The sequence below is a fragment of the Limosilactobacillus sp. genome (assembly GCF_040772465.1).
In the GTDB taxonomy this organism is placed as follows: Bacteria; Bacillota; Bacilli; order Lactobacillales; family Lactobacillaceae; genus Limosilactobacillus.
On record NZ_JAXGYB010000003.1, the window covers coordinates 109065 to 135031 of the forward strand.

Sequence of the window (25967 nt, forward strand, 5' to 3'; positions counted from 1 at the left end):
CACCTACATCTCTTGCAGTGGCCAGTACTGTGCCTGGTACTTGACGTTATCATTATCGAATTGAACCGCCGTATTGCCTTCAGGCGCGAAGAACCGCAGCGTAATGACGGATTGGCCGTCGTTGACAAAAATCTCACACAATGAATGATCGACGAAGACGTGAAGCTTCAAATCACGTCCGGCTGGTAGAGATACCATCCGTTGTGTTCCGTACTTTGGGTTGACTGCCGCTCCGCTTTGACCACGATCGACCACCAACTTACCTGCTGCAGTATCGAAGTTCAGGTCGAGGTGGTGCTGACCATCACCCGCAGCGAGCTGAAGACTGCCATGCTGGTTAGCGTTGATGTCTACCAATAATTCATATTGGTTTCCGGTCTGGGCCTGAATCCCCTGCTGATTTGCGGTCTTCACGGCTTGATCTTCCAAACGTAATGACTTCATCGCCTCAACTGGTTCTTGAGTCAATTCACCATGGACCATCTTCAATCGCTTGGCCTGGCTTAAACAGTTAGCCCACTCCTCATCATCAGTTGGGTACGTGGAATCAGGTAAGCCCACCCACGAGATGACGTATGGGGTGCCGTCTGGGGCATTAAAGCATTGGCTAGCATAAACATCAAAACCATCATCTAAATTCTTGAGGGGTGACGGATTAACCAATTTAGCGTGTTCAAAATCAAAACTGTCACCTACAACGTACATGTTCGGGTAAACATTGTCGTAGTCAGCAATCTTCTTATCTAACCCTTGTGGGCAGAAGACCAGGACGGCTTTACCATCGACAAAAACGAGGTTAGGACACTCGATCATATAACCTGCATTCTTCACGCCAAAGTCGACAGTGCCGACTTCTTGCCAATCCTTTAAATCAGCCGACTTCCATAAATCCAGGTGGCCAGTCTTATTATCCTTTTCCTGTGCACCGAGCAAGCAATAGTAGGACCCGTTATGTTTCATTATCTGCGGGTCACGGAAATGTTCGCTGAATTGTGCCGGGTTCTTAAATAAATAATGGTCTAACTTCGTGACTTTACCAGACTTATCCATCCAGGCACCGCACTGGTAAGGAATGCGAACCCAGTCAGGTGTTCGGTGATTACCAGTATACATAAGGAAGAGTCGGTCATCGATAGCCATCGCCGACCCGGAGTAGGCACCTGCATTGTCATAGCTCTTGGGATCCGTCCCTGGAGCAATCGCTAATCCGCGATTTCCCCAGTGAACCAGGTCTGAGGATTGCATATGCACCCATGACTTCAGTCCATGAACAGCCCCAAAGGGAAACGACTGGTAAAACACATGGTAGTTACCATTAAAATATGAAAAACCATTTGGGTCGTTTAAAAGGCCAGACAGTGGCCGGATGTGATAACGCATCTGATAGCTAGAATTAGCTGCTTCGGATTGTAAGCTGAGCAGCTTGCCCGCCGACCATTTAGCATACGGTGTGTAGCGCTTGGCTCTTGTCCATTCCATGTATCTGCATCTCCTTAAATAAGAAAGCGTTTTCTACAACCAGATTTTACTAAAATAAGTCCTTTGTGTCAATCGTTTACAGAAGAAAAAGTCGCTAAATTAAAGGATTGTGAAACTTTTTCAAGAAAATATATGTAAACGATTGACATATATTAGTCAGCATTGTACCATAATGTTGTGCAAATACTAAAGCGCTTTCAGAAGTGCGGAAAAGGAAAGGGATTTATCATGGATCACAAAGCAGTTGCTCAACGGGTGATCAAATACGTCGGTCGTGATAACATCATCGCAGCCGCGCACTGTGCTACCCGTCTCCGTCTTGTATTGAAAGACGATACCAACATTGACCAGAAAGGGTTAGATAATGATCCCGATGTCAAAGGGACCTTTAAAACCAATGGTCAGTATCAAGTAATCATCGGCCCTGGTGATGTTAATGACGTTTACGACGAATTCATTAAGATCACCGGACTAAAAGAATTGTCGACTGACGACCTGAAGAAGGTAGCCAACAACAATCAGCATACCAACCCAGTAATGGCTTTCATTAAGCTATTGTCTGACATCTTTGTTCCAATTATTCCAGCCTTAGTTGCTGGTGGTTTGCTGATGGCTCTGAACAACTTCTTGACACAGCCAGGTCTGTTCGGTTCCAAGTCAGTTATTCAAATGTACCCAGCCATTGCCGGTTTGAGTAACATGATTCAACTGATGTCGGCCGCTCCATTCTGGTTCCTGCCAATTCTAGTTGCCATTTCAGCCGGGAAACGTTTCGGTGCCAACACCTTCCTCTCTGCTGCCATCGGGATGATCATGGTTGCCCCCGGGACAGCCAACATCATCGGTGCCAGCAGCCTGGCTAAGGTTACCACCATCGGTGCCTACACTAAGTTCTGGAACATCTTTGGCCTCCACGTTTCACAAACTTCATATACTTACCAAGTTATTCCTGTCTTAGTAGCCGTTTGGGTACTGTCAATCGTCGAAAAGCACTTCCACAAGTGGTTGCCATCCGCTGTTGACTTCACATTCACCCCATTGCTATCCATTCTGATCACTGGTTTCTTGACTTTCGTCATCATCGGTCCAGTGTTCAAGGCCGTATCTGATGGTCTGACTAACGCCATCGTTTGGTTGTACAACACTACCAGTGCCTTTGGTCTTGGGATCTTTGGTCTTTGTTACTCAGCTATTGTTACGACCGGGTTGCACCAGAGCTTCCCAGCCGTCGAAACCCAGTTGGTTGCGGCTTACGCTCACGGCCGTGGTGTCGGGGACTTCATCTTCCTGGTTGCTTCAATGGCCAACATCGCCCAGGGTGCCGCCACTCTTGCAATCTGGTTCTTAACCAAGAACGAAAAGATGAAGGGCCTGTCAAGTTCAGCTTGTGTTTCTGCCTTCTTAGGTATTACTGAACCAGCCCTCTTCGGGGTTAACCTGAAATACCGCTTCCCATTCTTCTGTGCATTAATCGGTTCAGGAATTGCTGCCTTTATCGCCGGCTTTATGCACATCATCATTCCTTCAATGGGTTCTGCTGGTTTCATCGGCTTCCTGTCAATCTTCCCGAAGTCCATCCCAGCATACGTTCTCTGTGAACTGATCTCCGTTGCTATCGCCTTCATCCTGACCTTCATTTATGGTCGTTCTAAAGCTCGCGACGTCTTCAAAGCCGAAGCCGCTGATGCTAAGGCTGCCGTCGTTGTTGCCGAAGAAAAAGAAGACAAGCAGGAAGCAGAAGCTACCGAAAACAACGGCGAAGCTGCTGCCCCAGCTAAGGACGAATTGAAGAACGAAACCGTTGCTGCACCAGTTGATGGTTACGCTGTCGACTTGGCTAAGGTGAACGATGATGTCTTCTCCAAGAAGATGATGGGCGAAGGTGCTGCCGTTGAACCAAGCGATGGTTCAATCTACGCACCAGTTAGCGGAACGTTAACCGTTACTTACCCGTCAATGCATGCTTATGGTTTGAAATCTGACGATGGTGCTGAAGTTCTGATTCACGTCGGTATCGACACCGTCGAATTAAAGGGTAAGAACTTCACCACGAAAGTTGAAAAGGGTCAACACGTCAACAAGGGTGACCTCTTAGGAACCGTTGATCTGGATGCCGTCAAGAAAGCCGGTTATGACACCACCGTCATGGAAATCCTGACTAACACTGGCTCCTACGCTAAAGTCGCTGCCACCGCAGTTGATAAGGACGTTAAGCATGGTGATAATCTGATCCAAGCTACTGCTAAATAAATTTTAATAGTAAAATCTCCCGCCTGATAACTAGACGGGAGATTTTTTACATACTAAAGGCCACAATGCTCATCGTTAACATTGTGGCCTTATCTTATTTATCCTGCTTAGCAAGGATAGCTTTTGCTTTCGCTAATTGTTCTTCTACCTGCTTGAAGCCGGTGCCACCGTAAGAATTACGCCTTTCCACGGCAACTTCGGGTTTCAGGCAGTGATAGACATCTTCGTCAATCTTAGGGCTGATCTTATGAAATTCTTCCATCGAAATATCGGACAAGTCGTGCCCACTCTTGATACCCTTCAGTACCAACTCGCCGACAATTTCGTGTGCCTGCCGGAAAGGAATTCCCTTCCCTGCCAAGTAATCAGCCAGTTCAGTTGCGTTGGAGAAATCATGATGCGTCGCTGCATCCATCTTATCCTTATTGACGTGCAGCGTCTTGATCATCCCCGCCATGATTTTGAGGCTTGGCAGAATGGTCTTGACGGCATCAAAGATACCTTCTTTATCTTCTTGCATATCCTTGTTATAAGCCAAAGGAATGCCCTTCATCGTCGTTAGCAGACCCATCAGATGTCCATAAACCCGGCCGGTCTTACCACGAATTAGCTCGGCAAAGTCCGGGTTCTTCTTCTGCGGCATGATCGAGCTACCAGTGGAATATGAATCAGAGAGTTCGATGTAACCAAATTCGTGGCTGCACCAGTAAACCAGTTCTTCACATAACCGGGACAGGTGCATCATCAAAATGCTGGCATTGCTGAGAAACTCAAGGACAAAGTCCCGGTCAGAAACGGCATCCAGGGAGTTGTCGTAAAGGTCGGACATTCCTAGGTACTTAGCGCTCAGTTGCCGATCAATTGGGAAACTCGTACCGGCTAACGCAGCCGCACCGAGAGGAGAAATATCGGTGTGCTTCATGTTGAACTGAAAACGTTCGACGTCCCGCTGAAACATCTGGAAGTAAGCCAACAGATAATGGCCATAGGAGATCGGTTGGGCATGCTGCATATGGGTATAGCCTGGCATCACGGTATGCACGTTTTCAGCTGCCTGATCCACCAGTGCTTGCTGTAATTCATACAGGGCATCGATCACCTTGGGCAGGCGTTCCTTGACGTAGAGGTGCAGGTCGGTCGCAACCTGGTCATTCCGACTCCGTCCCGTGTGCAGTTTACCTGCGACGGGACCAATTTTTTTGGTTAACAGGTCTTCGATATTCATATGAATATCTTCGTCATCAACTGTAAAGGGCAGACTACCATCCTTAGTCAGCTGATCATCAATCTCATGTAAGCCCTTGATAATTTTATCGGCATCAGCTGCAGGCAGAATTTTCGTCGCTTTCAGCATCTTGACGTGTGCCAGCGAGCCAAAGATATCTTCATGGGCCATTTCCTGGTCAAAGAAAATCGAAGCACCAAAAGTATTGGCTAAATCTGATCCAGTGGCCTGAAACCGGCCACCCCACATTCTCTTAATCGGCATCCTGATCCTGCTCCTTTGCGGCTTTTTGGTGAACTTGAGCGTAAACTTTGTCCGGTAATTCGAACAGAGTGATAAAGCCATTAGCAGCTTCTTGGTCAAATTCGTCGGCAGAAGTGTAAGTTGCTAAGTTCTTATCGTACAGAGAATTTGGTGATTTCCGGCCTTCGCAGATCACGTTGCCCTTAAAGAGCTTGACTCTGACGGTCCCGTTGACATCCTTTTGGCTTTCATCCATGAACGCCTGCAAAGCCTTCATCAACGGTGAGTACCAGAGGCCGTTGTAAATCAATGAAGCCATCTTAAGGCTAACCGTCGGCTTGAAATGAGCCACTTCTTCTTCCTGGGTCAGGTTTTCCAGGTCCTGGTGTGCTGCTAAGAGCACTGTAGCGGCTGGGCATTCGTAAACTTCCCGTGATTTGATACCAACCAACCGGTTTTCCACGTGGTCAATCCGGCCAATACCATGACTACCGGCCAGTTTATCCAGCTTCATGATCAGTTCTTCCAGCGGCATTTCTTCGCCGTTCATTGCAGTTGGTTGACCATTCTTAAAGGTTAATTCGATCACATCTGGCTTATCTGGAGCGTCTTCGATCGCAACTGTCCGGTCATAGGCATCCGCTGGAGCACCTGCCCATGGATCTTCCAGGATACCACATTCGTTGGCCCGGCCCCACAGGTTTTCATCAATGGAGTATGGACTAGCTTTGGTAATCGGCACCGGAATCCCATGGTCCTTAGCGTACTTAATTTCTTCTTCCCGTGACCAGTGCCAGTCTCTAATAGGATCTTCAATCTTCATTTCGGGAGCTAAGGCGTGGATACCGGCTTCGAAACGTACCTGGTCGTTACCCTTCCCGGTACAGCCATGGGCGATGGCAGTAGCACCGTACTTCTTAGCAACATCTACCAAGATTTTAACGATCAGTGGCCGTGACAAGGCGGATACCAACGGATAGTCGTCTTCGTAAACGGCGTCAGCTTTCAGAGCTGGCAGAACGTAATTCATGGCAAAGTCATGCTTGGCATCAATCACTACAGACTTCCAGGCACCAACTGCAGCACCCTTCTTTTGAATAGCATCCATGTCCTTGCCTTCACCGACATCAATACAACATGCGATGACATCGTAACCCTTGTTGATCAGCCAAGGAATAGAAACTGAAGTATCGAGTCCACCTGAATATGCTAAAACAATTTTTTCATTTGCCATGAATAATTCCTCCATTTCGTTAAAGAACTGTTTCTTTTGATGATGGTGATAAATATACACGTATTTTGTGTAAAATGCAAGCATATTTAAAAAATATTCAAAATAAGCGTGACATTTGGATATTATATTTATAGGATAAGATAAATTTAAGCAAGATACCAATTTAAAGAAAATACAGAAAAATTGCATAAAAGGTCTTGCAATTGTAAATCAGCCAGCGTAAGATATGCACCATTAAGAATATAAATACTTGATTTAGCAATTATATTCATCAAATATACAGGATAGGAACGAGAGAACGGAGGAATTACCTATGAAATGGAAGTCATTTAAAAAAGCAGCTATCGCTGCCACTGCAGTTGTCGCATCGCTGAGCTTATTCTTGGGTGGCTGTGGTGCCAAGAAAGATAACAGTGTTAAGAATATTCAAAATAAGAAGGAACTGGTCGTCGGAACCTATGCCGACTACGCCCCTTATGAATTCACGATTGTCAAACACGGCAAGCAAAAAATCGTCGGTTACGATATGATGCTGGCCAAGGAAATTGCCAAATCGATGGGGGTCAAGAAAGTCAAAGTCGTCAACATCGCCTTCCCTTCATTAATTTCAGAATTACAAAACAAGAAATTCGATTTGATCATGGCCGGAATGTCGTATACCCCTAAACGGGCTAAAGTTATTAACTTCTCCAAGCCATACCGGACAGTGCACCAAGTGCTGCTGGTATCTAAAGCTAATAAGGATAAATATAAGTCCATCTCAAGCCTGAAGGGCCAAAAGATCGGTGCTCAACAGTCCTCATACCAAGATAAGATCGCAAAGGGTGTCAAGGGTGCCAAAGTTGTTAACGAAACTTCGCTGCAGACCCTGGCTAGTGAGGTGAAGAACGGCTCACTCGATGGCTTGGTCGCCACCAGTGACACCGCCGAAGCTTTCGCAAAGGAACACCCGAACCAATACGCTGTTGATCCCCACTTCACCTTTAAGCAAAACAAGATGCAAGCCGGGACCCGGGTTGCCATCCGGAAAGGTGACAAGGCACTGCAGAAGAAAGTCAACCAAACCATCACCAAGGACCAAAAGAACGGCAAACTCAACCAACTTTACCACAAGGCTCAGAATCTCCAAATTAAATACGCTAAGTAAGGAGTGATAGAATGACAAAGCTTCTTTTCGATAATTTTCAGCTCTTTGCCGGCACAAAAGAGAAAATCGTTGACAATGCCTGGATGGTAGTCGACCAGAACAGCGGCCAAATCACCGCCATCGGCACAGGTGCGACTCCACAAGCAGATCAGGTAGTGGACCTCCATCACCAGTACGTCATGCCGGGGCTGATCAACGCCCACACCCACATGATGATGAACGCTCTCACCAATAAGCTCTACTACTTGAGCGAAACCGAAGTCACCCTGCAAGCACTGGCCAACCTCAAGGAAAGCCTTCAGGCAGGCATCACCTACGTACGTGATTGTGGCTGTGCCTTTAACGTCGACATCAAGTTAATGAAGCTGCATCATGCCCACCCCTTTGTTGGTTCACGGATTATGCCCTCTGGTCAGCCGATGTGTATGACTGGTGGCCACGCCGATTTTACTGAAGGCGAGCACGGCGGTGCCGTCTGGGGACGCCTCGTCGACTCACCAGACGAAATGCGCCACGCGGTTCGGGAAAACTTTAAGGAAGGCGCCCAGAATATCAAAGTGATGGCCACTGGTGGCGTCATGTCGGCCACCGACCAAATCGATGACACCGAACTGAGTGTCGAAGAAATGAAGATGGCAGTCGAAGAGGCCCATTCCAAACACATGACGGTTGCGGCGCACGCGGAAGGCGGCAAAGGCATTCATAAAGCCTTGCTAGCTGGTGTCGATTCGATTGAACATGGTCACTACCTTTCCCACGATGACGTTGAACTGATGAAAGAGCACGGCACCTACCTGGTACCGACCCTCGTTTCTGGGATCGTCATTCCCAAATATGGCAAGGGCAAGCTTCCCCAGTACATGCTGGATAAGGAGGACCAGATTCTCGACGATTTTATCAGCAACGTTGGTTACGCCATGAGTCACGGCGTGAAGATTGCCATGGGTACCGATGCGGGCACACCCTTTAACCAGTTCAAAGAAGCACCGGTGGAACTAGAACTGATGGCGGAACATGGCCTCAGCAATTTCCAATCTCTACAGGCTGCCGGCATTGGGGCCGCTAGCCTCATGGGAATTGATAAAGAATACGGCACGCTAGAGAAAGGTAAAATGGCCGACTTCCTTGTTCTCGACGATAACCCGTTGACCAACATTAAAGCTGTTCAGCAAGTCGATAAACAAGTTTATTTAGGTGGCAAGAAACAATTCTAAAATAGGCAGGGACCACGTTGCTGGTCCCTGCCTTATTGTCGTTCTAAGCCTTATAATAGAGGTAACAAGTGAGGTGATTTTGATGAATCGGACATTTATGCTTGGCTACTATCAAGGTGTCGTCGAAACAGCCCCCGCAGTCTTTTCGGCTGCCAAAACAGCTGAATTTGCCACTGCAATGACGGTTCAGCACCTTCGTCACGCCAACGTTAGCACCAGTGATATCCACGACTTTTTAATTAACGATGCCCATGTTTCACCGCGGATCGTCGCCCAATACATCAGTCTTTCTGCTGCCGAGTTAGAAGCAGCACAGGCGAAGATGATGCAGTTAGCGTTTAGGGTTTAAAGTCACACTATTCGAAAAAATGGCAGTTCCAATCATGGAGCTGCCATTTTGCTGTTTATTTCTTTTGTCCGAAGTGTACCCCACCAGCTGATTTATTGAGCCGGTTCATGTAGGCTACCCCCAGTCCTTCTGCCGGAAAGGCCTGGCAAACGATAGCTTTGACATTCGGCTTGTCGTCGAATTCACGGAGACCGTCGAACAGCCGTGCACTGGCATCCTGAACGTTATTACCCAGTGAGAACTGACTGGCATTCATCGGCAAAACTTCGTGCTGCAAGATCTTCTCTTCAGCCATCATACCGACGTCAAATGGTTGCTGCTTAATCCAGGCAACCACGTCATCCCAGTTAGTACCAGGATCAACCACGTACACCTGAGCCGCCGGAGCATAGTGCTTGTACTTCATCCCCGGTGCCTTCGGTGTTTCATGCTTGCCAACCTTGTGGTGGTTGACGTCGATCGAGCCGATGACGTCCTCGATCATCTGCTTAGTGACAGCGCCTGGACGCAAAATGACCGGATGATCGCCGGACATGTCGAGGACCGTCGATTCCACGCCGACCCGCGTCGGGCCGTTGTCGAGGATGCCGGCAATCTTACCAGCTAGGTCATGGTAAACGTGCTGGGCCGTCGTTGGACTCGGCTTACCAGAAGTGTTAGCGGACGGACCCACGATTGGCCGCCCTGCCTTCTTAATAAGATCAAGCGTTGGCTTGCAGTCAGGAAAACGGAAGGCCGCCGTCTTAAGGCCACCCGTCACCGTCTTGGATAGTGAACCCGGCTTGATCTTGAAGATCATTGTCAGGCTACCAGGCCAGAAATGATCCATCAGCTTGTAGGCGTCATCCGGAATGTGCTGGGCATACTTTTCGGCCATGTCTTTAGAGCAAATGTGCACGATCAACGGATTGTCACTAGGACGTCCCTTGGCCAAGTAAACCTGCTTAACCGCTTTTTCATTAGTTGCGTCTGCACCAAGGCCATAGACAGTCTCAGTTGGAAATGCCACCAGCTGACCGTCCTGGATCAACTTAGCCGCTTCATCAATTTCATCTAACTGAAAGATTCGCGTATCCACTTTTTTCAGTCTCCTCTTTTTTCCAAACCACCACATAACTTAATCATCCTCATTCTGTCTGCCATGTCATGCTTAGTCGTCAGCTGCCAAGCAGGCAGTTTCTGTTGTGCCAATTCCTTAATTAAATGCTCCTGATCAAAACCAGTCTCACCATATAACATTCCGCCAGGATTAAGATGATCTGGTAATTGCTCAAACAGTCGACGGTAAAAGTCTAGTCCATCAGTGCCCGCATAAAGGGCCTGTTCTGGTTCAAACTCCTTGACTGCTTCGTCCATCTCTGACCGAGCCGTCGTAGCCACGTATGGCGGATTAGTGACGATCAGGTCAAATCGCCGTCCGGACAGATGCTCAAAAAGATCACCCTGTATTTGCGGTAAGTGCGTCCCCAGACGCTCCTGGTTCTGTTGAGCCACTGCCAAGCTAGTCGCCGAGATATCGCTCAATTCGACTTGCCAACTAGGACGCTCCAGCGCCAAGGTAATGCCGATCACCCCACTGCCAGTTCCCAGGTCGAGAACACGCAGTTGACGCTTTGGTGGCTGTTCCTGTAAGACCCAGTCAACTAACTCCTCGGTCTCGCTTTCCGGCACCAGGACGTCACGGTTGACCCGAAACGTCCGGCCATAAAACGGGGCCACACCTACTACGTACTGGGGCGGCTCATTATCTAAAACCCGCTGAATTGCTTGTTGAAACCAGGCCCACTCTTCAGCTGGGACCTGGTCACGCTGGTGCGCTAAAAAATCCGTTAGCGTCCAGTCGTGCTTCATCAAAAGCAGGAAACGTGGCGCATCTGGATCAATCTGCGATCCCGCTAACTGCTGAGCAGCCCATTTTAATGCCGTAAAGTATGTCGGCTTATTCATTCTTCAAGTCTTCGAGTTTCTTTGCCTGATCAGCAACGATCAAAGCATCGATAATTTCATCAAGTTCACCGCTCATTACCTTATCGAGTTTATTGATGGTCAAGCCAATCCGGTGGTCGGTAACCCGGTTTTGCGGATAATTATAAGTCCGAATCCGTTCCGAACGATCACCGGTCCCGATGGCACTCTTCCGCTCGGCATTGTACTGGTTCTCTTCCTTTTGCTTGTAGTAATCGTAGACCCGCGCCTTCAAAATACGCATGGCCTTGGCACGGTTTTGTTGTTGGGAACGTTCATCCTGCATGGCAACGACAATCCCGGTTGGCAAGTGGGTCATCCGCACGGCAGAACTGGTCTTGTTGACGTGTTGACCACCGGCACCAGAAGAACGGTAGACGTCAACCCGGATGTCCTTCGGATCGATCTTGATGTCGACATCTTCTTCTTCGGGCATCACACCAACAGTTGCCGTTGAGGTATGAACCCGTCCAGCCGACTCAGTGACTGGCACCCGTTGAACACGGTGGGCCCCGTTTTCAAACTTCAGCTTGGAATAAACTTTCTTCCCGGAAATCATCAGCACGATTTCCTTAAATCCGCCGACCTCTGTTGGGTTCTGGTCAATGACTTCGACCTTCCAGCCTTGTCGTTCAGCGTAGTGGAGGTACATGTTGTACAGGTCCGCCGCAAAGAGTGAGGCTTCATCCCCACCGGCGGCCCCGCGGATTTCCATGATGATGTTCTTATCATCATTTGGATCCTTCGGCAAAACCAGAACCAGCAGCTCGTGTTCCAATTCCTTTTGTCTGTCTTCGGAGTCGGCAATTTCCTGCTTGGTCATTTCCAGCAGTTCATCATCATCGATATCACCGAGCATTTTTTGGTCATCCTCGATTGTTTGGGTGACTTTTTGGTATTCTTTATACTTTTCAACGGTTTCACGCAGACTACCCTCTTCCTTAGAGAGTTTCATGAACCGTTGCGTGTCAGCGATCACCTCGGGATCGGAGATCAATTCATTCAACTCGTCGTAGCGGTCGACTACCGCTTGCAACTTATCAAAAATCTTTTGCATATCCATCGTTAATCATTCTCCTGTTGATTTAGTAATGGGTGGAAATAATGTTTGCGGCAAACGGGATAGTAAGATTCGTTGCCACCGATTTGAACCTGTTCACCTTCATAAACGGGCTTGCCATCATGGATGCGCAAGTTCATCGTCGCTTTGTGCGGACAGAACCAGCAGATGGTCTTCATTTCTTCAATCTTATCGGCATAGATCAAAAGGTACTTCGAGCCTTCGAAGAGCTCGTTTTTGAAGTCATTTTTCAGGCCAAACGTCATCACCGGAATTCCCAATTCGTCGACAATGCGTGTCAACTGTAAGACGTGGCGTTTTTTCAAAAACTGGGCCTCATCGATCAAAACGCAGTAAATTCGGTGGTCGATATTCTTCACCAGACGGTAAATATCTGTATCAGCCATCACGGGCGTCACCCGTCGCTTTAAGCCGATTCGACTGGCAATAATGCCGACGCCCGATCGATTGTCTACCCCACTGGTCATGATTTCAACTGGCTTGCCCTGCTCCTCATAATTATGAGCAACTTTAAGGATATCAATGGACTTGCCAGAATTCATTGCGCCGTATTTAAAGAATAACTGTGCCAAGACATTCTGCCCCTTTTATTTGCATAGTAACTCAATTATAGCCGAAAGGGCACATTAAGAAAAGCAGCAGGATCGATCGATTGGCTTTTCTTTTCATTAATTGCGGGTTAAAATTAAAGCCTGATAATGACGAAATGAAAGGACATCAATATGACAATCAGAAGTGCCTTTGCCGAAACTGTCGGCCGGACCAGTTACTGGTTTCTTCACACCTTTTTGCACGGTGGCAGTTCGCTACCAGGAAAATTGACCCTCAAACTGGATCCACAGATTCTCAAAGCTTTCAGTAAAAAATACGACCTGGTGATCGTTACCGGGACGAATGGTAAAACCCTCACGACTGCACTGAGTGTCCGCGTCTTAAAGCAAAAATACGAGCAAGTATTGACTAACCCTACTGGCTCTAACATGGAGCAAGGGATTGTCACTACCTTCATCACGGCACCGCGCCCCCACAAAAAGGGCTTAGCCGTCCTCGAAGTCGACGAGGCCAACGTCGTTTTGGTTTGCCGCTACATCACTCCGATCGCCTTTGTCTTCACCAACCTCTTCCGGGACCAGATGGACCGCTATGGTGAAATCTACACCACCTACGAAAAGATCCTCAAGGGGGTCCGCCTGGCACCGAAAGCGACGATCATCGCTAACGGTGACGAACAGCTCTTCAATTCGAAGGAACTGCCTAACCCGATCATCTATTACGGCTTCAACAACGGCCATGAAGACGACTTGCGGGCACCAGCCAACACCGATGGCCTGCTCTGTCCCAAGTGCCGGCACATCCTGCACTACCACCTGCGGACCTACGCCAACCTCGGTGATTACTTCTGCCCTAACTGTGGCTTCCACCGGCCCGAATTAACTTATGCCGTCACGAAGGTAACTAACCAAACACCTAACAGTTCAACATTTGAAATCGACGGCCAGGAATATCGGATCGCGATCGGCGGAACTTACAATATCTACAACGCCCTCGCCGCTTATGCCCTCGGCCGCTTCCTTGGTGTCAGCCAAAGCCAGATTAAGCACGCCTTCGAAGCCGACGAACGTGTCTTTGGCCGCCAGGAAGAATTCCAGCTTGGTTCCAAGACGGTGACCCTGATTTTGGTAAAGAACCCAGTCGGTCTCAACCAAGTCCTCGATATGATTTTAACGGATAAGCGACCGTTCTCATTTGTCTTCTTATTAAATGCCAACTACGCCGACGGTATCGACACCAGTTGGATTTGGGATGGTCACTTTGAAAACCTGAAAAAGCACGATATCCCACAATTCATGACGGGCGGGGAGCGCTACAAAGACATCAGCACCCGCTTGATGATGGCTGGCATCCCCGATATGTGGAAGGAGCCAAATCTCGACAACGTCATTGCAAAGATTAAACAGCTGCCAACTGACCAGGTTTATGTCCTGGCCACCTACACGGCCGTCCTTCAATTGCGGAAACAGTTGGCAGAACAAGGTGTCATCAAAGGAGGAATGGACTAATGGCTAAGTATCATCTAACGTTGGCGCACCTCTACGGTGACCTGATGAACACTTATGGCGACATCGGTAACATCACGGCGCTCCAGTACTATGCGGGCAAAATGGACACCGATATTGCCGTCAAGGTAATCAGCATCGAAGAAAACTTCAATCCAGATGAATTTGATCTCGCATTCTTTGGTGGCGGCCAAGATTACGAGCAAACCGTCGTTTCCAAGGACATCCAAGGCAAAAAAGACGCCATCAAAGAATTTATCGAAGCTAACAAACCGATGTTGGCTATCTGCGGTGGCTACCAGTTACTCGGTCACTACTACATCGGGGCGGCCGGCGAAAAGATCCCGGGCATCGGTGCGCTGGACCACTACACCCTGAGCCAGGACCACCACCGTTTTATCGGCAACATCACCATCAAGAATGAAGAAACCGGTCAAGTCTACCACGGCTTTGAAAACCACAACGGCCGGACGTTCTTAGGAAAAGATGAACGGCCACTCGGCATGGTGATCTCAGGTCACGGCAATAACGGCGAAGATAAAACTGAAGGAGCTATCCATAAATTTACCTTCTGCTCTTACTTTCACGGCCCAATTCTTACGCGGAACGGCGAACTAGCCAAACGTATACTGATCAAAGCACTGGAAAATAAGTATCCGGACGCCGACCTGAGCCAAGCTAAGGCCTTGACCATCAAACCAACATTTTAGGAGGCGAGCGGTATTAACTTAACTGAGATTCTGACAACGGTGATTACGATTATCTTTATCATCATTTCCTTTCAGGAATTTCGCTTAAATGGCTACCTGCATCTCCACCAAGACAAAATCAGTGAAGCTGGGCTGACTACTAAGTGGCAAGGCGTCGTTCGCATCGAAGGGATTTGGAACCTCGCAACCTGGGTGATCATCATCCTCTTATTCGTTCTACCAGACAGCTACTTTCTCTTGTTAGCCAGCATTCTACTCCTGATCGAAGCCGTGATCGTCCACCAACTGGATCAGATCACAATGAAAATTAACCATAATTAAAAAGACTGAGCTCCTCGCTGTCAGCAAGCTTCGCTGATGTTGAGGAAACTCAGTCTTTTTTATTCATTAAGAAAACTTGCCATCACCTGACCACGGCGCCGCAAGAACTCATCATTCTTGGCCCGCGGGTGCACCCGGTTGGACAGGAAGATGAAGCCGCGGTCACGTTGGCGATCTAACATCATCCAGGTGCCGGTAAATCCGGTGTGGGCAATCACGTAGTGACGATCATGCGGGTCATGATAGAGTTGCCAGCCCAATGATCGTAGGTGCTCACCCGGCAATGGTGTCTGGTCAGCAAAGATGGCATCGACCATCGATTGGTTTAAAAGGCCACCAAGCCGGTCTTCAATTAAACTCCTACCGTAAGTTGCCAGGTCTTGGGCAGTACTGAAGAGGCCGGCACAACCACAATGTTCACCTAAAATGTAGCCCTTAGGATCATGGGTTTCTCCCTTGATCAAGCCACGTTCTGGTTGAATCTCTGTCGGTACAGCCTGTTCTTTGGCGGGATGAAACGTCGTGTGACTCAGCCCCAGTGGTTTCAAGACCCGCTCGGTGATCAGTTCTTGAACCGGGGCGTGGCAGATCCGTTCAGCGATCCAGCCAAGGTAAATGAAGTTGACGTCAGCGTACCTGATTTCGCGGTTCAGGTTGTTTCCCACTTTCATATCATGCAAGAACGCCTGGGTCAATTGCTGACAATTGAGTTGGTTGCGGTTCGGGATCCAACCACTGATCGCTGACGTATGGGTCAATAGGTTTTGAATCGTCGGTCCCCTATCATCTAGTTCTGGCAAAAAGTCCGTCACCGGTTGGTCAAAAGCAACTTTGCCCTCCTGAATGAGTTGGGTAATCAGCGGAACGGTCCCGACGACTTTGGTTAACGAAGCCAGGTCATAGACCATCTCGGCCGTTAACGGTTCTGGTTCAGGACGCCACTGGGAAAGTCCCATTGTGTCCGACCACTCAGAATCGCCGTCGAAAATGACGTATGACAAACCAGGCACTACCCGGTCGTGGACCATTGCTTGCATTAAACGTCTCGTCTTTTCATAGTCTGCCATTAATTTTGCCTTCCATCGTTAAAGGTTATTACCGATAAACTGGCTGTTGTAAAGGTCGGCATAGAAGCCACCCTTCTTCATCAACGAATCATGGTTGCCGGTTTCAATGATGTGCCCGTGGTTGAGAACAATGATGTGTTCCGCATTCCGGATTGTCGATAATCGGTGGGCAACGACAAAGCTAGTCCGGTCTTGCTGCAGCCGTTCCATCGCTTGTTGAATCAGCGTTTCCGTCCGTGTATCCACCGAACTCGTCGCTTCATCCAGAATTAGGATTTCAGGGTTAGCCAGAAAGGCCCGTGCGATTGTCAGCAATTGTCTTTGCCCCTGGGAAATATTAGAAGCAGCTTCATTCAGCACGGTTTGGTAACCATCTGGTAATTCCCGGATAAATTCATCCGCGTAGGCTTCCTTGGCAGCGGCATAAACTTCATCATCACTGGCACTTTCGCGACCATACTTGATATTGTCAAAGATCGTGCCGTTGAAGAGCCAGGTGTCCTGCAACACCATGGCAATATGGCTACGCAACTGTGGTCGAGTCATCGAGCGCGTATCGTGACCATCGAGATAAATATGGCCGCTCTGCACTTCATAGAAGCGCTCCAGTAAGTTGATAATCGTCGTCTTGCCGGCACCAGTTGGACCCACAATGGCAACCGTCTCGCCAACAGGAGCCTTTAAATTGAAGTCCTCGATCAGCGGTTCGTCTTTCTCGTAAGCAAAGTTGACGTGGTCGAATTCAATCTTTGGCTGTGGCTGTTCCTTCTTAACCGGCACCTGTGCCAGTTCATGGGACATTTCTGGTTCATCCAAAACCGCAAAGATCCGTTCGGCGGAAGCAATCGTCATCTGAATGGTGTTGGCTAAGTTAGCCACCTGGGTAATCGGTTGAGAGAACTGGTTAGTATATTGCAGGAATGCCTGGATGTTACCCAAGGTAATCTGACCGTGGATCATCCGCACAGCACCGATGATGGCAACGCTCAAGTAACCAAAGCTCCGGATAAAGTTCATCAGTGGCCAGATTAAGATGGAGAAGAACTGGGCTTTCCAAGCCGCCTGATAATAATGGTGGTTAGTCTCAGCCAGCCGTTTCTCCTCATCCTCTTCGTGGTTAAAAGTCCGGACAATCGTGTGACCAGCAAACGTTTCTTCCACTTGGGCATTGATATCACCCAGTACCGCTTGTTGCCGCGAAAATAATCGCTGGGCCAACGGAGCGACAAAGGCCACCACCAAAATACTCAGTGGAACGGTAATCAGCGCGACCAGGGTCAGTTGCCAACTGATCGAGAACATCAGAACCAACACACCGACGAAGGTAACCGCACTCGTCAACAATTCAATCAAACTCGACTGGAGCGTCGTCGCAATGTTATCCATATCATTAGTCATCCGGCTCATTAAATCGCCATTGGGATGCGTATCATAAAATTTGACGGGCACCCGTGCCATCTTGGCCTTGAGGTCACGCCGTAAGTTGAAGACAACCCGCTGGCTAATCCAGGTCATAACAACCTGTTCGAACATACTCAGCAAGCCAGAAAAGGCGTAAAGCAAGACGACAATCACCGCAATATGCATAATTTTGGTGAAATCGATTGGCCACTGGGTTAAGTGTTGACCTTGTTTAGTCAGCTGGTAGCCCTTCATGATACCGTTGTAAATAGTCGTCGTCGCTTCACCGAGCACTTTCGGGGCAAGCAGTGACAAAATGGTCGAAGCTAATGCCAAAAGAGCAGCACCGATGACGCCAGCCCACCATGGTTTCAGGTACATCAACAAGCGCATGGTGGAAGGCCAGAAGTGTTGGGCCTTACGTGCTCCCTTATTGTTGTGGTTATGCATTGGCTTCATCCCCTTCCTGAATCTGTGAATGCAGGATGGCTTGGTAGGTCTTATTGTGAGCCTTCAATTCCTCATGCGTCCCTTGACCGACGACTTGCCCATCCTCCAGCACAAGAATTAAGTCAGCGTCTGCAACTGTTGAAATCCGTTGGGCAACGATCACCTTGACACTCTGTGATAAAGCCTGATCTTCTGCCAAGGCCTGCCGCAATTTAGCGTCCGTCTTAAAGTCGAGGGCCGAGAATGAATCATCAAAGATGTAAACCGAAGCCTTTTTAATAATCGTCCGGGCAATCGCCAAGCGTTGCCGCTGGCCACCCGAGAAGTTACTCCCGTCTTGTTCAACTTTAGCATCCAGACCACCCTGTTCCTTGACAAAGTCGTCGGCTTGGGCGATTTTTAGTGCCCGCCACATTTCATCATCAGATGCCGCATGGTTGCCAAATTGCAAATTGGAACGAATCGTTCCCGTAAAGAGAACAGCTTTTTGCTGGGTAATGGAGATCAAACTGTGCAGGTCATGAATACTGAGTTTTTTGATTTCCTGGCCGTTAACGAGAATTTGTCCCTTTTCTGGATCAAAGAGGCGCGGAATCAGGTTGACCAACGTCGATTTACCAGAACCGGTGCCCCCGATAATCGCCAGCGTCTGGCCCGCCGTTACTTTCCAGTTCAAGTCCTTTAAAGCCAAGTGCTGGGCACCATCATAGCGGAAAGAAACGTGACGAAATTCCAGTGAAGCTGGTTGGTCATTCTTCAAGGATTGACGTTGTTCTTCAGGTACATCAGTCACGGCAATCGGTTCATCCAAAACTGCATTGATCCGTCGTGCCGAAACCTCAGCCCGCGGAACAAAGACGAAGACAAATGACAGCATCATAAAACTCATCATAATCTGGGTGGAATAGGTCATGAAAGTAATCAGGTTACCGACTTGCATCGTCCGTGCCGCAATCAAATGAGCCCCAAACCAAGTGATACCGACGTTTGTCATACTCAAAATCAAAGTCATGATCGGAAACAGGAAGGAAATCCAGGTGAAGGCCTTAAAGCCGACCTGGGTGTACTCTTCGTTAGCTTGGGCAAAACGCTTCTGCTCGCGCTTATCCTGATTAAAAGCCCGGATTACCCGGACACCCGTCAGTCCTTCGCGGAAAATCAAGTTAATCTTATCGATCTTCGGTTGCATGCTCTTGAAATACGGCATCGCAAAGAACATCGCGATCACAATGGCGATTGCGAGTACCGGTAAAGAAATCATGAAAATCCGGGTTAAGCGTGGTTCACGGTTGTACGCTAGCACGATCGCGGCAACTAACATAATCGGCGACATCAGCATCATCCGCATCATCTGCACCATCACATTTTGAATTTGGACGATGTCGTTAGTCGACCGGGTAATCAGCGAAGATGAGCCAAACTTGGAAAGTTCCCGACTCGAAAAATGAAGTACCTTGTAGTAAATCATGTTGCGCAAGCGCTCGCCGACTTTCATCGCTTGGGTCGACGCAAAAAAGACGTTGCCGGCGGCCGCCAGTAAACCGATAAAGGCAACCAGCAACATTGCACCACCAATCATCCAAATATAATGCATGTCACGGCGCATAATCCCTTTGTCAATCAAGTTAGCCGTAATGGTTGGCAAGTAAAGGTCACAGGCCACCTGAACGCACATAAAGAGAAGGGCCGCTGTGGCAGCCCACCAATTGAGGGTTCTTTTGGCGATTTTAAACATTGCCTTCTCCTTTCAAACAGAAAAATAACCGCTCGTCACTACCGACAGCGGATTTAATAACTGCTTTATTTTAAGCAAATCAATGCGAAAAATCAAAAAAAGCGATCGGCAAAACCATACGATTTTGTCGGTCGCTCGGGGGTCTGGTGATATCCCCTATTTAATTGTGTTCAACCTTAACACCCTGTGGAAGGTTGCCGGACCAGTCGCTGTAGCTAACGGCATTGCTGTTTTGGGTAGTCTGCTTGTCAAGGCCATCACTGTTGACGTGGTGTGTTACACCCTTGTTATCCGTCCAAACAGCCGTGTCACCTAATCCCAGCTGAACTGCTTCGCTGTGGTTCTTAGCGGTAACGCTAGAAGAACTAGCAGCCTTGCTGTTAGCTGTGACTGATTGGCTAGAACTAGCAGCTGCTGGAGCAGTTGCCTTAGCTTCACTCTGCTTAGATTGACTGTTAGCTGATACATTACTATTGCTTTGAGAAGAACTAGCAACATTGGAGCTTGCAACGCTAGTGGAAGCACTGGAAGCTTTAGAATCATTTTTGGCATTCTTAGCGGTCTTATCCGTTTTAACTGCTTTGTGTGAATTTGCCTTAGCAACCTTCGCACTCCGCACGTGTGATTCGTTGGTAGCCGGTGCACTACTGTTCTTAGCGCAACCTGCTAAACCTAAAGCCGCCATCAACATTACCGTACTAGTTAAAACTTTTTGTGCTTTCATCGTTACAACCCCCGATCAATTCTCTTGGATAACTTATGTTTATATTGTAACTGATCTGCAACAAAAATGTAACAATAAATAGCAAATTAATCCTTAAATAAGTATAAAGCTTAGAATCAAAAGCTAAAGTACCAGTATTTGCAACCGCTTGCAATCATCTACTTAATTTACGTAACAAAGTTGCAATATTAAGACGCAAAAAAGAGCTGACATTTCTGCCAGCTCTCATTATGTGAAATCGCAATCGCCATTAAGCGTTGAGAACTTTATCAAGGAAGCTCTTCGTATCTTCATGTTGCGGATGATCAAAGATCTGTTCAGGAGTCCCCTGCTCACGAATAACACCATCGTGGAAGAAGACTACTTGGTCAGCCACCTGCTTAGCAAAGCCCATTTCGTGAGTAACGACAATCATCGTCATCCCTTGCTTAGCCAAGCGGCGCATAACTTCGAGCACGTCACCGACCATTTCGGGGTCCAGCGCACTTGTTGGCTCGTCAAACAGCATCACATCCGGTTTCATGGCTAATGCCCGCGCAATCGCAACACGTTGTTGCTGCCCACCAGACAACTTGGTTGGATTGGTGTTAGCTTTTTCTTTCAGGCCAACAGTTTCAAGCAGCTTCATCGCTTCTTCTTCGGCTTGGTCTTTGCTTTCATGCTTCACCTGAATTGGTGCCAGGGTGATGTTATCCAGCACTGACATGTTAGGGAAGAGGTTAAAGTGTTGGAACACCATACCGATGTTTTCCCGAACCTTGTCGATGTTTTCTTTCGGATCAGCAATGTCATAACCATCAACGTAGATATGACCAGCTTGTGCCACTTCCAGCCGGTTAATGCAACGCAGGAAAGTACTCTTTCCTGAACCAGAAGGACCAATCATGCAAACCACTTCTGAGGGTTTGACGTTCATGTTAATGCCCTTTAAGACCTCGTTATCTCCGTAACTCTTATGGAGGTCCTTAATTTGAATCTTGTATTGTGAATCCATTCTAACAACCTCCTACTTTGCCATTCTTCTTTGAATGTAATTAGACAACCACGTCAGGATAGTGATGATGATGATGTACATTACACCAATGATCAACCACATCTTGAATCCTTCCATGTTCCGGGCGATGATAACCGTCCCGGTTTCGGTCAGTTCCATGACACCGATAGCGGAAAGAATTGACGTATCCTTCAAGGTAATGATGAATTGGTTAACCAGTGAAGGAATCATCAGCTTAAATCCTTGTGGAGCGACAACTTTCCAGAGAGCCTTGTAGTAAGGCATCCCTAGTGAACGTGCAGCTTCCCATTGGCCAGGATCAACGGCTTCAAAACCACCCTTGACGATAGCACCAACGTAGGCACCTTCGTCCAGCATCAATGTTAACAGACCAGCTTCGTTCAGTGGAATCTTGTGACCGATAACTGATGGCAATCCAATGTAAATGAAGAAGGCTAAAACCATCATTGGCATCCCACGGAAGATGTAAATGATCACTGCTGAAATACCATTAAGGATCTTGTTATCAGCAATCCCCAGAACACCCAGGATAGTACCGAAGATAACCGCGAGGATAATCCCGACAACGGCTAACCAAACAGTTGCCCACAGACCACGTAAGAGGGCTGTTGAGTTATTTCTGATCAATCCAGGAATAGTCCGTTGCTTGGCAGTGTCAATATGAGTAGCATTAGACTTCAAGTACTTGTTGAATAATTGCTTCATTTGACCAGTGCGCTTCATCCAACGAATCCCATCATTCATCTTCCGTTGCAGAGCCTTGTTATGACCCTTCTTGTAACCGACGGCAATTGGGGTGGAGTATTCAGCGTGCTTGGACATGATCCTCAGCGGAACACCATTCTTAATCGAGTACTGAAGCACTGGTTGGTCATCAAAGACGGCAGCCGCGTGACCAACCTTCACGTCGTTGTAAGGCGTGTTAGAGTCCTGGAAGTACTTGATGTGGTAACCATACTTCTTACGATACTTTTGTGCCATGATTGAAGCGGTCGTACCAGACTTAGCATCCACTTGTTGACCCTTCAACTGCTTCATTGAGGTGATGTGCTTTTTGTTGGAAACGGCAACAACAACACCATCATTGTAATAAGGAGTTGAAAAATCAAACTTTTGTTTCCGCTCATTAGTAACAGACATCCCAGCCATAACGGCGTCAACTTGACCATTAGAGAGGGCCTGCAAGTCACCGTTAAAGCTCATGATCTTGAAACGGTATTTGAAATGTTCATGCTTCGCAATTTTTCTCAGCATTTCGATTTCAATTCCGGGATTCTTCCCGTTATATTTCCCATTTTTATCTTGAATCGAGAATGGGGCAAAGGTCGTGTTGGTACCAATTGTGTAAGTTGGTTCAGCATGGACCCGTGTCGTTTGGACTTGGATGCCCAGAATAAATGCTGCCAGGAAAGCCGCTAACGCGACTAGCCAATGGCTTTTAATGCGAACTTGCATATTTAAGGTCCCCTTTATTAATAATTTCTAAGATGATTAATGATAGTTTATCATTAATTCTTAATAAATCAAAACTTTCTGGGGAATTGCAGACCGATAAAAGCTGGCAGCGCTTGCACAAATCACTTTTAAAACTAAGATTGTGGCATGACTTAAGATTATTAAGCTTGTCTTTAAATGAGAATTTTTTAATAAAAGCTTTGCCGAAACAAAACAACCTAATATTGGTTCCAAACTATTTAATGTCGCTCTGAACTAATATTAGGTTGTTGAATTTGTTACTGTAATTAAAAAGCCCCACTATCTAACAAGATAGTAGGAGGCTAAACACATGGATGTTAATTGTAGGATTGACTAGGTCCCACTTTGCACATCTATATCCAACTCCAATAATATATGTGAACCTGAGATATTGTCAATGCTTTTGTTTACTTGTAAAATCATTTTGTCATTGGTTTTATCCTGACTAACTAAAATAATACCAATGATAAGGGGTGATTCCCTTGCACATCTATATCCGTATTTCTTGGTGGGGCATTTTAGTTCTAGCTGGACTAATCTTTGCACTCATTAAGTTTTAACCAATAGCCAATCATCTAGTGCCAGCAAGCGGGCCAACTACTGATTGGCTTTTATTATAGTAAAAAATAGACCACTGCTCAAACAGTAGTCTAATCATGCCCGCCAGCTAATTTTTCCGCATTTAATACGTTTTCCGCAGTTTTTTCAAAATCAAGAATGCCGTCATATCAACGTTTTGGGAATTATAAAATTAACGAAAGCACAAAAAAATCACCCGCACGGGGATCGAACCCGTAACTTAGCCTTGAGAGGGCTACGTCTTAACCAATTTGACCAGCGGGCAATAACTTAACATACGCAACAAATTATACGGATTTTATCATTCGTTGTCAACATCCTTATTCAAATGACAGTTCAATTAAGTAACGCTTGCTAGCCGTAACGTGTGAACTCGTGACCCACACATCATGATAGTCCGGGATTTCACGGTCCGTCAGTTGATAATAATAATCTAGTAAATCACCATTCTGAGATACAAAGTTAGGCGATAAACGATTAACCATCAGTTTGTTGTCAGGAAAGTAAAATTCTGCGTCAGCAATCTTCATTGAATCAGGCATGATCAACGACAGTGTGTTGGAATACTGGTCATTTGCCGCTATTGCAAGATCCGGGTGACGCTTGAGTTTTGACAATACATTATAGATACTGTCTGAATTACTTGCCATATTTCTCTCTCCAATCGTTATGTAAACCCTATTTTACCAGATCAAGAAGTGTTGATCACGTAATCTGGCTTATTTCTTGCGATGCCCTGCCAACAACTTATACAATAAGTAAGGATTTTCTAGAAGGAGGCATCACCATGAATTACCAGCATGAACCACATGGCTTGTTTTTGGTAGTCGACATGAAGTCATTTTTTGCCAGTGTCGAATGTACCGTGCGTGGCTTGGACCCACTGACTACGCCATTAGTCGTCATGCGTGAAACCCGCCACACGGCTCATGGAATGATCGTAGCTGCATCCCCAGCAGCCAAACAATTATTTGGCATTCATAATCGTGACGTCAAAACCGATCTTACTAATGACGATCGCCTCATTATCGTCCCACCCCGGATGCACTTATATGAAGAAAAGAATCGGCAACTCAACCGGCTCTTTCTAGAGTTCGTTCACGCCAATGAACTGCTCCCTTATTCAATCGACGAATCGATCCTCGACGTCACTCATCATTGGCAGCAATATGGTCCTTCGGTAGATAACATCGTCAGAGCGATCCAACGACGCTTTCGTCAGCATCTGGGGCTGGTTACCAGTGTTGGCATCGGCGACAATCCACTGCTTGCTAAATTGGCCCTCGATCTGCTGGCAAAGCATGACGCCAACTTTGTCGGTCGCCTAACTTACGAGCAGCTTCCAGAAAAAGTCTGGCAGATCGAACCACTGACTAATATCTGGGGGATCGGCCCCCAAACAGCAAACAAACTCAATCGTTTGGGCATTCATAATCTGGGCGATATTGCTCATTCGGATCCTAACGCCCTCCAAGCCATCTTCGGCCAAAAGCTGGGAACTTCACTTTACGCCACAGCTTGGGGAATCGATCGTTCACACATCGACGACGCACGCCCCCGCCGCCAAAAAAGCATCAGCAATTCCAAAGTTCTCAACGAAGGTTCAATGAACGAAAACGAACTGGTGCGCACTTTTAAAGACGTGACCAATCACTTGTTAGAACGACTTCACGAGAAGAATTTAGCCGCTTCCACATTAGTGGTTGGCATCGACCTCGCCAACGGCTTTTACGATCGCAGTCAACGCAGCCAATTTACCCACAATGAAGAACTGCCCGACAAGATTACTGACCAAGAAGTCTGGCAACGTGTCAACTCTAATTTCCACCAATTATGGCACGGTGATGCCGTTAAAAAAGTACTAGTGAGTTTTAATAACCTTCATCAGCAAGGCGACACACAATTAAACCTCTTTGGAGATGATTTGTTATGACAGGTAGTCAGCTCGGCAAATCTATCAACCAAAAAATTCCTCAGTATTTCCACCAACTGCCACATCACCGCTACTGGCTAGCTGTAGTGCATTATCACCCAGACCACCGTTTTAATTATTTTTTCTATGTCAAACGCCTCGGGGTCAGCACTTATTCCTACCCGCTCGGCGGAGAAGATGATCATTTAGAAAAACTCAAAGAAACACTGTCTGCTTTTCGCAGCCGTTATCAATTTCCAATTCAATTTATTAATTTTGATCCTGAAACGCAGCGGGCACTGCAACGCTGGTTACACCATCTCAAATAGGAGG

23 protein-coding genes and 1 tRNA gene are annotated in these 25967 nt (G+C 47.3%); 9 read left to right on the top strand and 15 right to left on the bottom strand.

The window, feature by feature from the left end; all coding sequences use genetic code 11:
* Window positions 1-3 precede the first annotated feature (3 nt).
* Complete coding sequence (locus tag AB3114_RS04190) at window positions 4-1479, bottom strand: sucrose-6-phosphate hydrolase (protein ID WP_367342012.1); 1476 nt, start codon at window positions 1477-1479, stop codon at window positions 4-6.
* 228 nt (window positions 1480-1707) lie between these two features.
* Between AB3114_RS04190 and AB3114_RS04195 the strand changes: the two genes are divergently transcribed.
* Window positions 1708-3729, top strand: a complete 2022-nt coding sequence (locus tag AB3114_RS04195) for a sucrose-specific PTS transporter subunit IIBC (protein ID WP_367342013.1) — start codon at window positions 1708-1710, stop codon at window positions 3727-3729.
* A gap of 94 nt (window positions 3730-3823) precedes the next feature.
* Here the strand turns inward: AB3114_RS04195 and argH are convergent, their stop codons facing one another.
* Entirely contained in the window at window positions 3824-5218 is a 1395-nt protein-coding gene (argH, locus tag AB3114_RS04200; RefSeq protein ID WP_367342014.1) for an argininosuccinate lyase, read from the bottom strand.
* Window positions 5208-6431 (bottom strand): argininosuccinate synthase, encoded by a 1224-nt coding sequence (locus tag AB3114_RS04205; RefSeq protein ID WP_367342015.1) that lies wholly within the window; start codon window positions 6429-6431, stop codon window positions 5208-5210. The genes argH and AB3114_RS04205 overlap by 11 nt, the downstream gene beginning before the upstream one ends.
* 313 nt (window positions 6432-6744) lie before the next feature.
* Here AB3114_RS04205 and AB3114_RS04210 point away from each other — a divergent pair, with 313 nt between their 5' ends.
* From AB3114_RS04210 to AB3114_RS04220, 3 genes are all read left to right on the top strand, one after another.
* A complete protein-coding gene (locus AB3114_RS04210; RefSeq protein ID WP_367342016.1) occupies window positions 6745-7578 on the top strand; it encodes a transporter substrate-binding domain-containing protein in 834 nt (277 codons plus the stop codon).
* Window positions 7579-7589: 11 nt separating this feature from the next.
* A complete protein-coding gene (locus tag AB3114_RS04215) occupies window positions 7590-8792 on the top strand; it encodes an amidohydrolase family protein (RefSeq protein ID WP_367342017.1) in 1203 nt (400 codons plus the stop codon).
* A gap of 82 nt (window positions 8793-8874) precedes the next feature.
* The gene (locus AB3114_RS04220) at window positions 8875-9141 is read left to right on the top strand and encodes a hypothetical protein (RefSeq protein ID WP_367342018.1); all 267 of its coding nucleotides are present in this window, start codon (window positions 8875-8877) and stop codon (window positions 9139-9141) included.
* A 55-nt stretch (window positions 9142-9196) separates the two neighbouring features.
* Here the strand turns inward: AB3114_RS04220 and AB3114_RS04225 are convergent, their stop codons facing one another.
* From AB3114_RS04225 to AB3114_RS04240, 4 genes are read right to left on the bottom strand one after another with little or no spacing between them, the layout of a single operon-like run.
* Window positions 9197-10219: an L-threonylcarbamoyladenylate synthase gene (locus AB3114_RS04225; protein ID WP_367342019.1), complete on the bottom strand. Its 1023-nt coding sequence runs from the start codon at window positions 10217-10219 to the stop codon at window positions 9197-9199.
* A gap of 5 nt (window positions 10220-10224) precedes the next feature.
* The gene (gene prmC, locus AB3114_RS04230) at window positions 10225-11088 is read right to left on the bottom strand and encodes a peptide chain release factor N(5)-glutamine methyltransferase (RefSeq protein ID WP_367342020.1); all 864 of its coding nucleotides are present in this window, start codon (window positions 11086-11088) and stop codon (window positions 10225-10227) included.
* Window positions 11081-12163, bottom strand: coding sequence for a peptide chain release factor 1 (prfA, locus tag AB3114_RS04235; protein WP_367342114.1), 1083 nt, complete (start codon window positions 12161-12163; stop codon window positions 11081-11083). The genes prmC and prfA overlap by 8 nt, the downstream gene beginning before the upstream one ends.
* Window positions 12164-12171: 8 nt before the next feature.
* Window positions 12172-12759, bottom strand: a complete 588-nt coding sequence (locus tag AB3114_RS04240) for a thymidine kinase (RefSeq protein WP_367342021.1) — start codon at window positions 12757-12759, stop codon at window positions 12172-12174.
* A gap of 150 nt (window positions 12760-12909) precedes the next feature.
* Between AB3114_RS04240 and AB3114_RS04245 the strand changes: the two genes are divergently transcribed.
* From AB3114_RS04245 to AB3114_RS04255, 3 genes are read left to right on the top strand one after another with little or no spacing between them, the layout of a single operon-like run.
* Window positions 12910-14247, top strand: a complete 1338-nt coding sequence (locus AB3114_RS04245) for a MurT ligase domain-containing protein (RefSeq protein ID WP_367342022.1) — start codon at window positions 12910-12912, stop codon at window positions 14245-14247.
* Complete coding sequence (locus tag AB3114_RS04250) at window positions 14247-14954, top strand: type 1 glutamine amidotransferase (RefSeq protein WP_367342023.1); 708 nt, start codon at window positions 14247-14249, stop codon at window positions 14952-14954. Before AB3114_RS04245 ends, AB3114_RS04250 begins: the two co-directional genes overlap by 1 nt.
* Before the next feature lie 39 nt (window positions 14955-14993).
* On the top strand, window positions 14994-15275 hold the full coding sequence (locus AB3114_RS04255; RefSeq protein ID WP_367342024.1) for a hypothetical protein: 282 nt from the start codon (window positions 14994-14996) through the stop codon (window positions 15273-15275).
* Between the two features lie 59 nt (window positions 15276-15334).
* Here AB3114_RS04255 and AB3114_RS04260 read toward each other — a convergent pair whose 3' ends face one another.
* The 8 genes from AB3114_RS04260 to AB3114_RS04295 all read right to left on the bottom strand — a co-directional run bounded on the left by AB3114_RS04260 (window position 15335) and on the right by AB3114_RS04295 (window position 24372).
* On the bottom strand, window positions 15335-16342 hold the full coding sequence (locus AB3114_RS04260) for a serine hydrolase domain-containing protein (RefSeq protein WP_367342025.1): 1008 nt from the start codon (window positions 16340-16342) through the stop codon (window positions 15335-15337).
* 18 nt (window positions 16343-16360) lie between these two features.
* Window positions 16361-18193, bottom strand: coding sequence for an ABC transporter ATP-binding protein (locus AB3114_RS04265; protein WP_367342026.1), 1833 nt, complete (start codon window positions 18191-18193; stop codon window positions 16361-16363).
* Window positions 18186-19928 (bottom strand): ABC transporter ATP-binding protein, encoded by a 1743-nt coding sequence (locus tag AB3114_RS04270; RefSeq protein ID WP_367342027.1) that lies wholly within the window; start codon window positions 19926-19928, stop codon window positions 18186-18188. Before AB3114_RS04270 ends, AB3114_RS04265 begins: the two co-directional genes overlap by 8 nt.
* 160 nt (window positions 19929-20088) lie before the next feature.
* Entirely contained in the window at window positions 20089-20652 is a 564-nt protein-coding gene (locus AB3114_RS04275; RefSeq protein WP_367342028.1) for a hypothetical protein, read from the bottom strand.
* 250 nt (window positions 20653-20902) lie between these two features.
* Entirely contained in the window at window positions 20903-21646 is a 744-nt protein-coding gene (locus AB3114_RS04280) for an amino acid ABC transporter ATP-binding protein (protein ID WP_367342029.1), read from the bottom strand.
* A 12-nt stretch (window positions 21647-21658) separates the two neighbouring features.
* Window positions 21659-23122 (bottom strand): ABC transporter substrate-binding protein/permease, encoded by a 1464-nt coding sequence (locus AB3114_RS04285; RefSeq protein WP_367342030.1) that lies wholly within the window; start codon window positions 23120-23122, stop codon window positions 21659-21661.
* Window positions 23123-23914: 792 nt separating this feature from the next.
* Window positions 23915-23987 (bottom strand) — tRNA-Glu (locus tag AB3114_RS04290).
* Between the two features lie 55 nt (window positions 23988-24042).
* Window positions 24043-24372: a hypothetical protein gene (locus AB3114_RS04295; RefSeq protein ID WP_367342031.1), complete on the bottom strand. Its 330-nt coding sequence runs from the start codon at window positions 24370-24372 to the stop codon at window positions 24043-24045.
* 137 nt (window positions 24373-24509) lie between these two features.
* Here AB3114_RS04295 and AB3114_RS04300 point away from each other — a divergent pair, with 137 nt between their 5' ends.
* Both AB3114_RS04300 and AB3114_RS04305 read left to right on the top strand, forming a co-directional pair.
* Window positions 24510-25655: a helix-hairpin-helix domain-containing protein gene (locus tag AB3114_RS04300; RefSeq protein WP_367342032.1), complete on the top strand. Its 1146-nt coding sequence runs from the start codon at window positions 24510-24512 to the stop codon at window positions 25653-25655.
* Complete coding sequence (locus AB3114_RS04305) at window positions 25652-25963, top strand: hypothetical protein (RefSeq protein ID WP_367342033.1); 312 nt, start codon at window positions 25652-25654, stop codon at window positions 25961-25963. The genes AB3114_RS04300 and AB3114_RS04305 overlap by 4 nt, the downstream gene beginning before the upstream one ends.
* The last annotated feature ends 4 nt before the right edge of the window (window positions 25964-25967 follow it).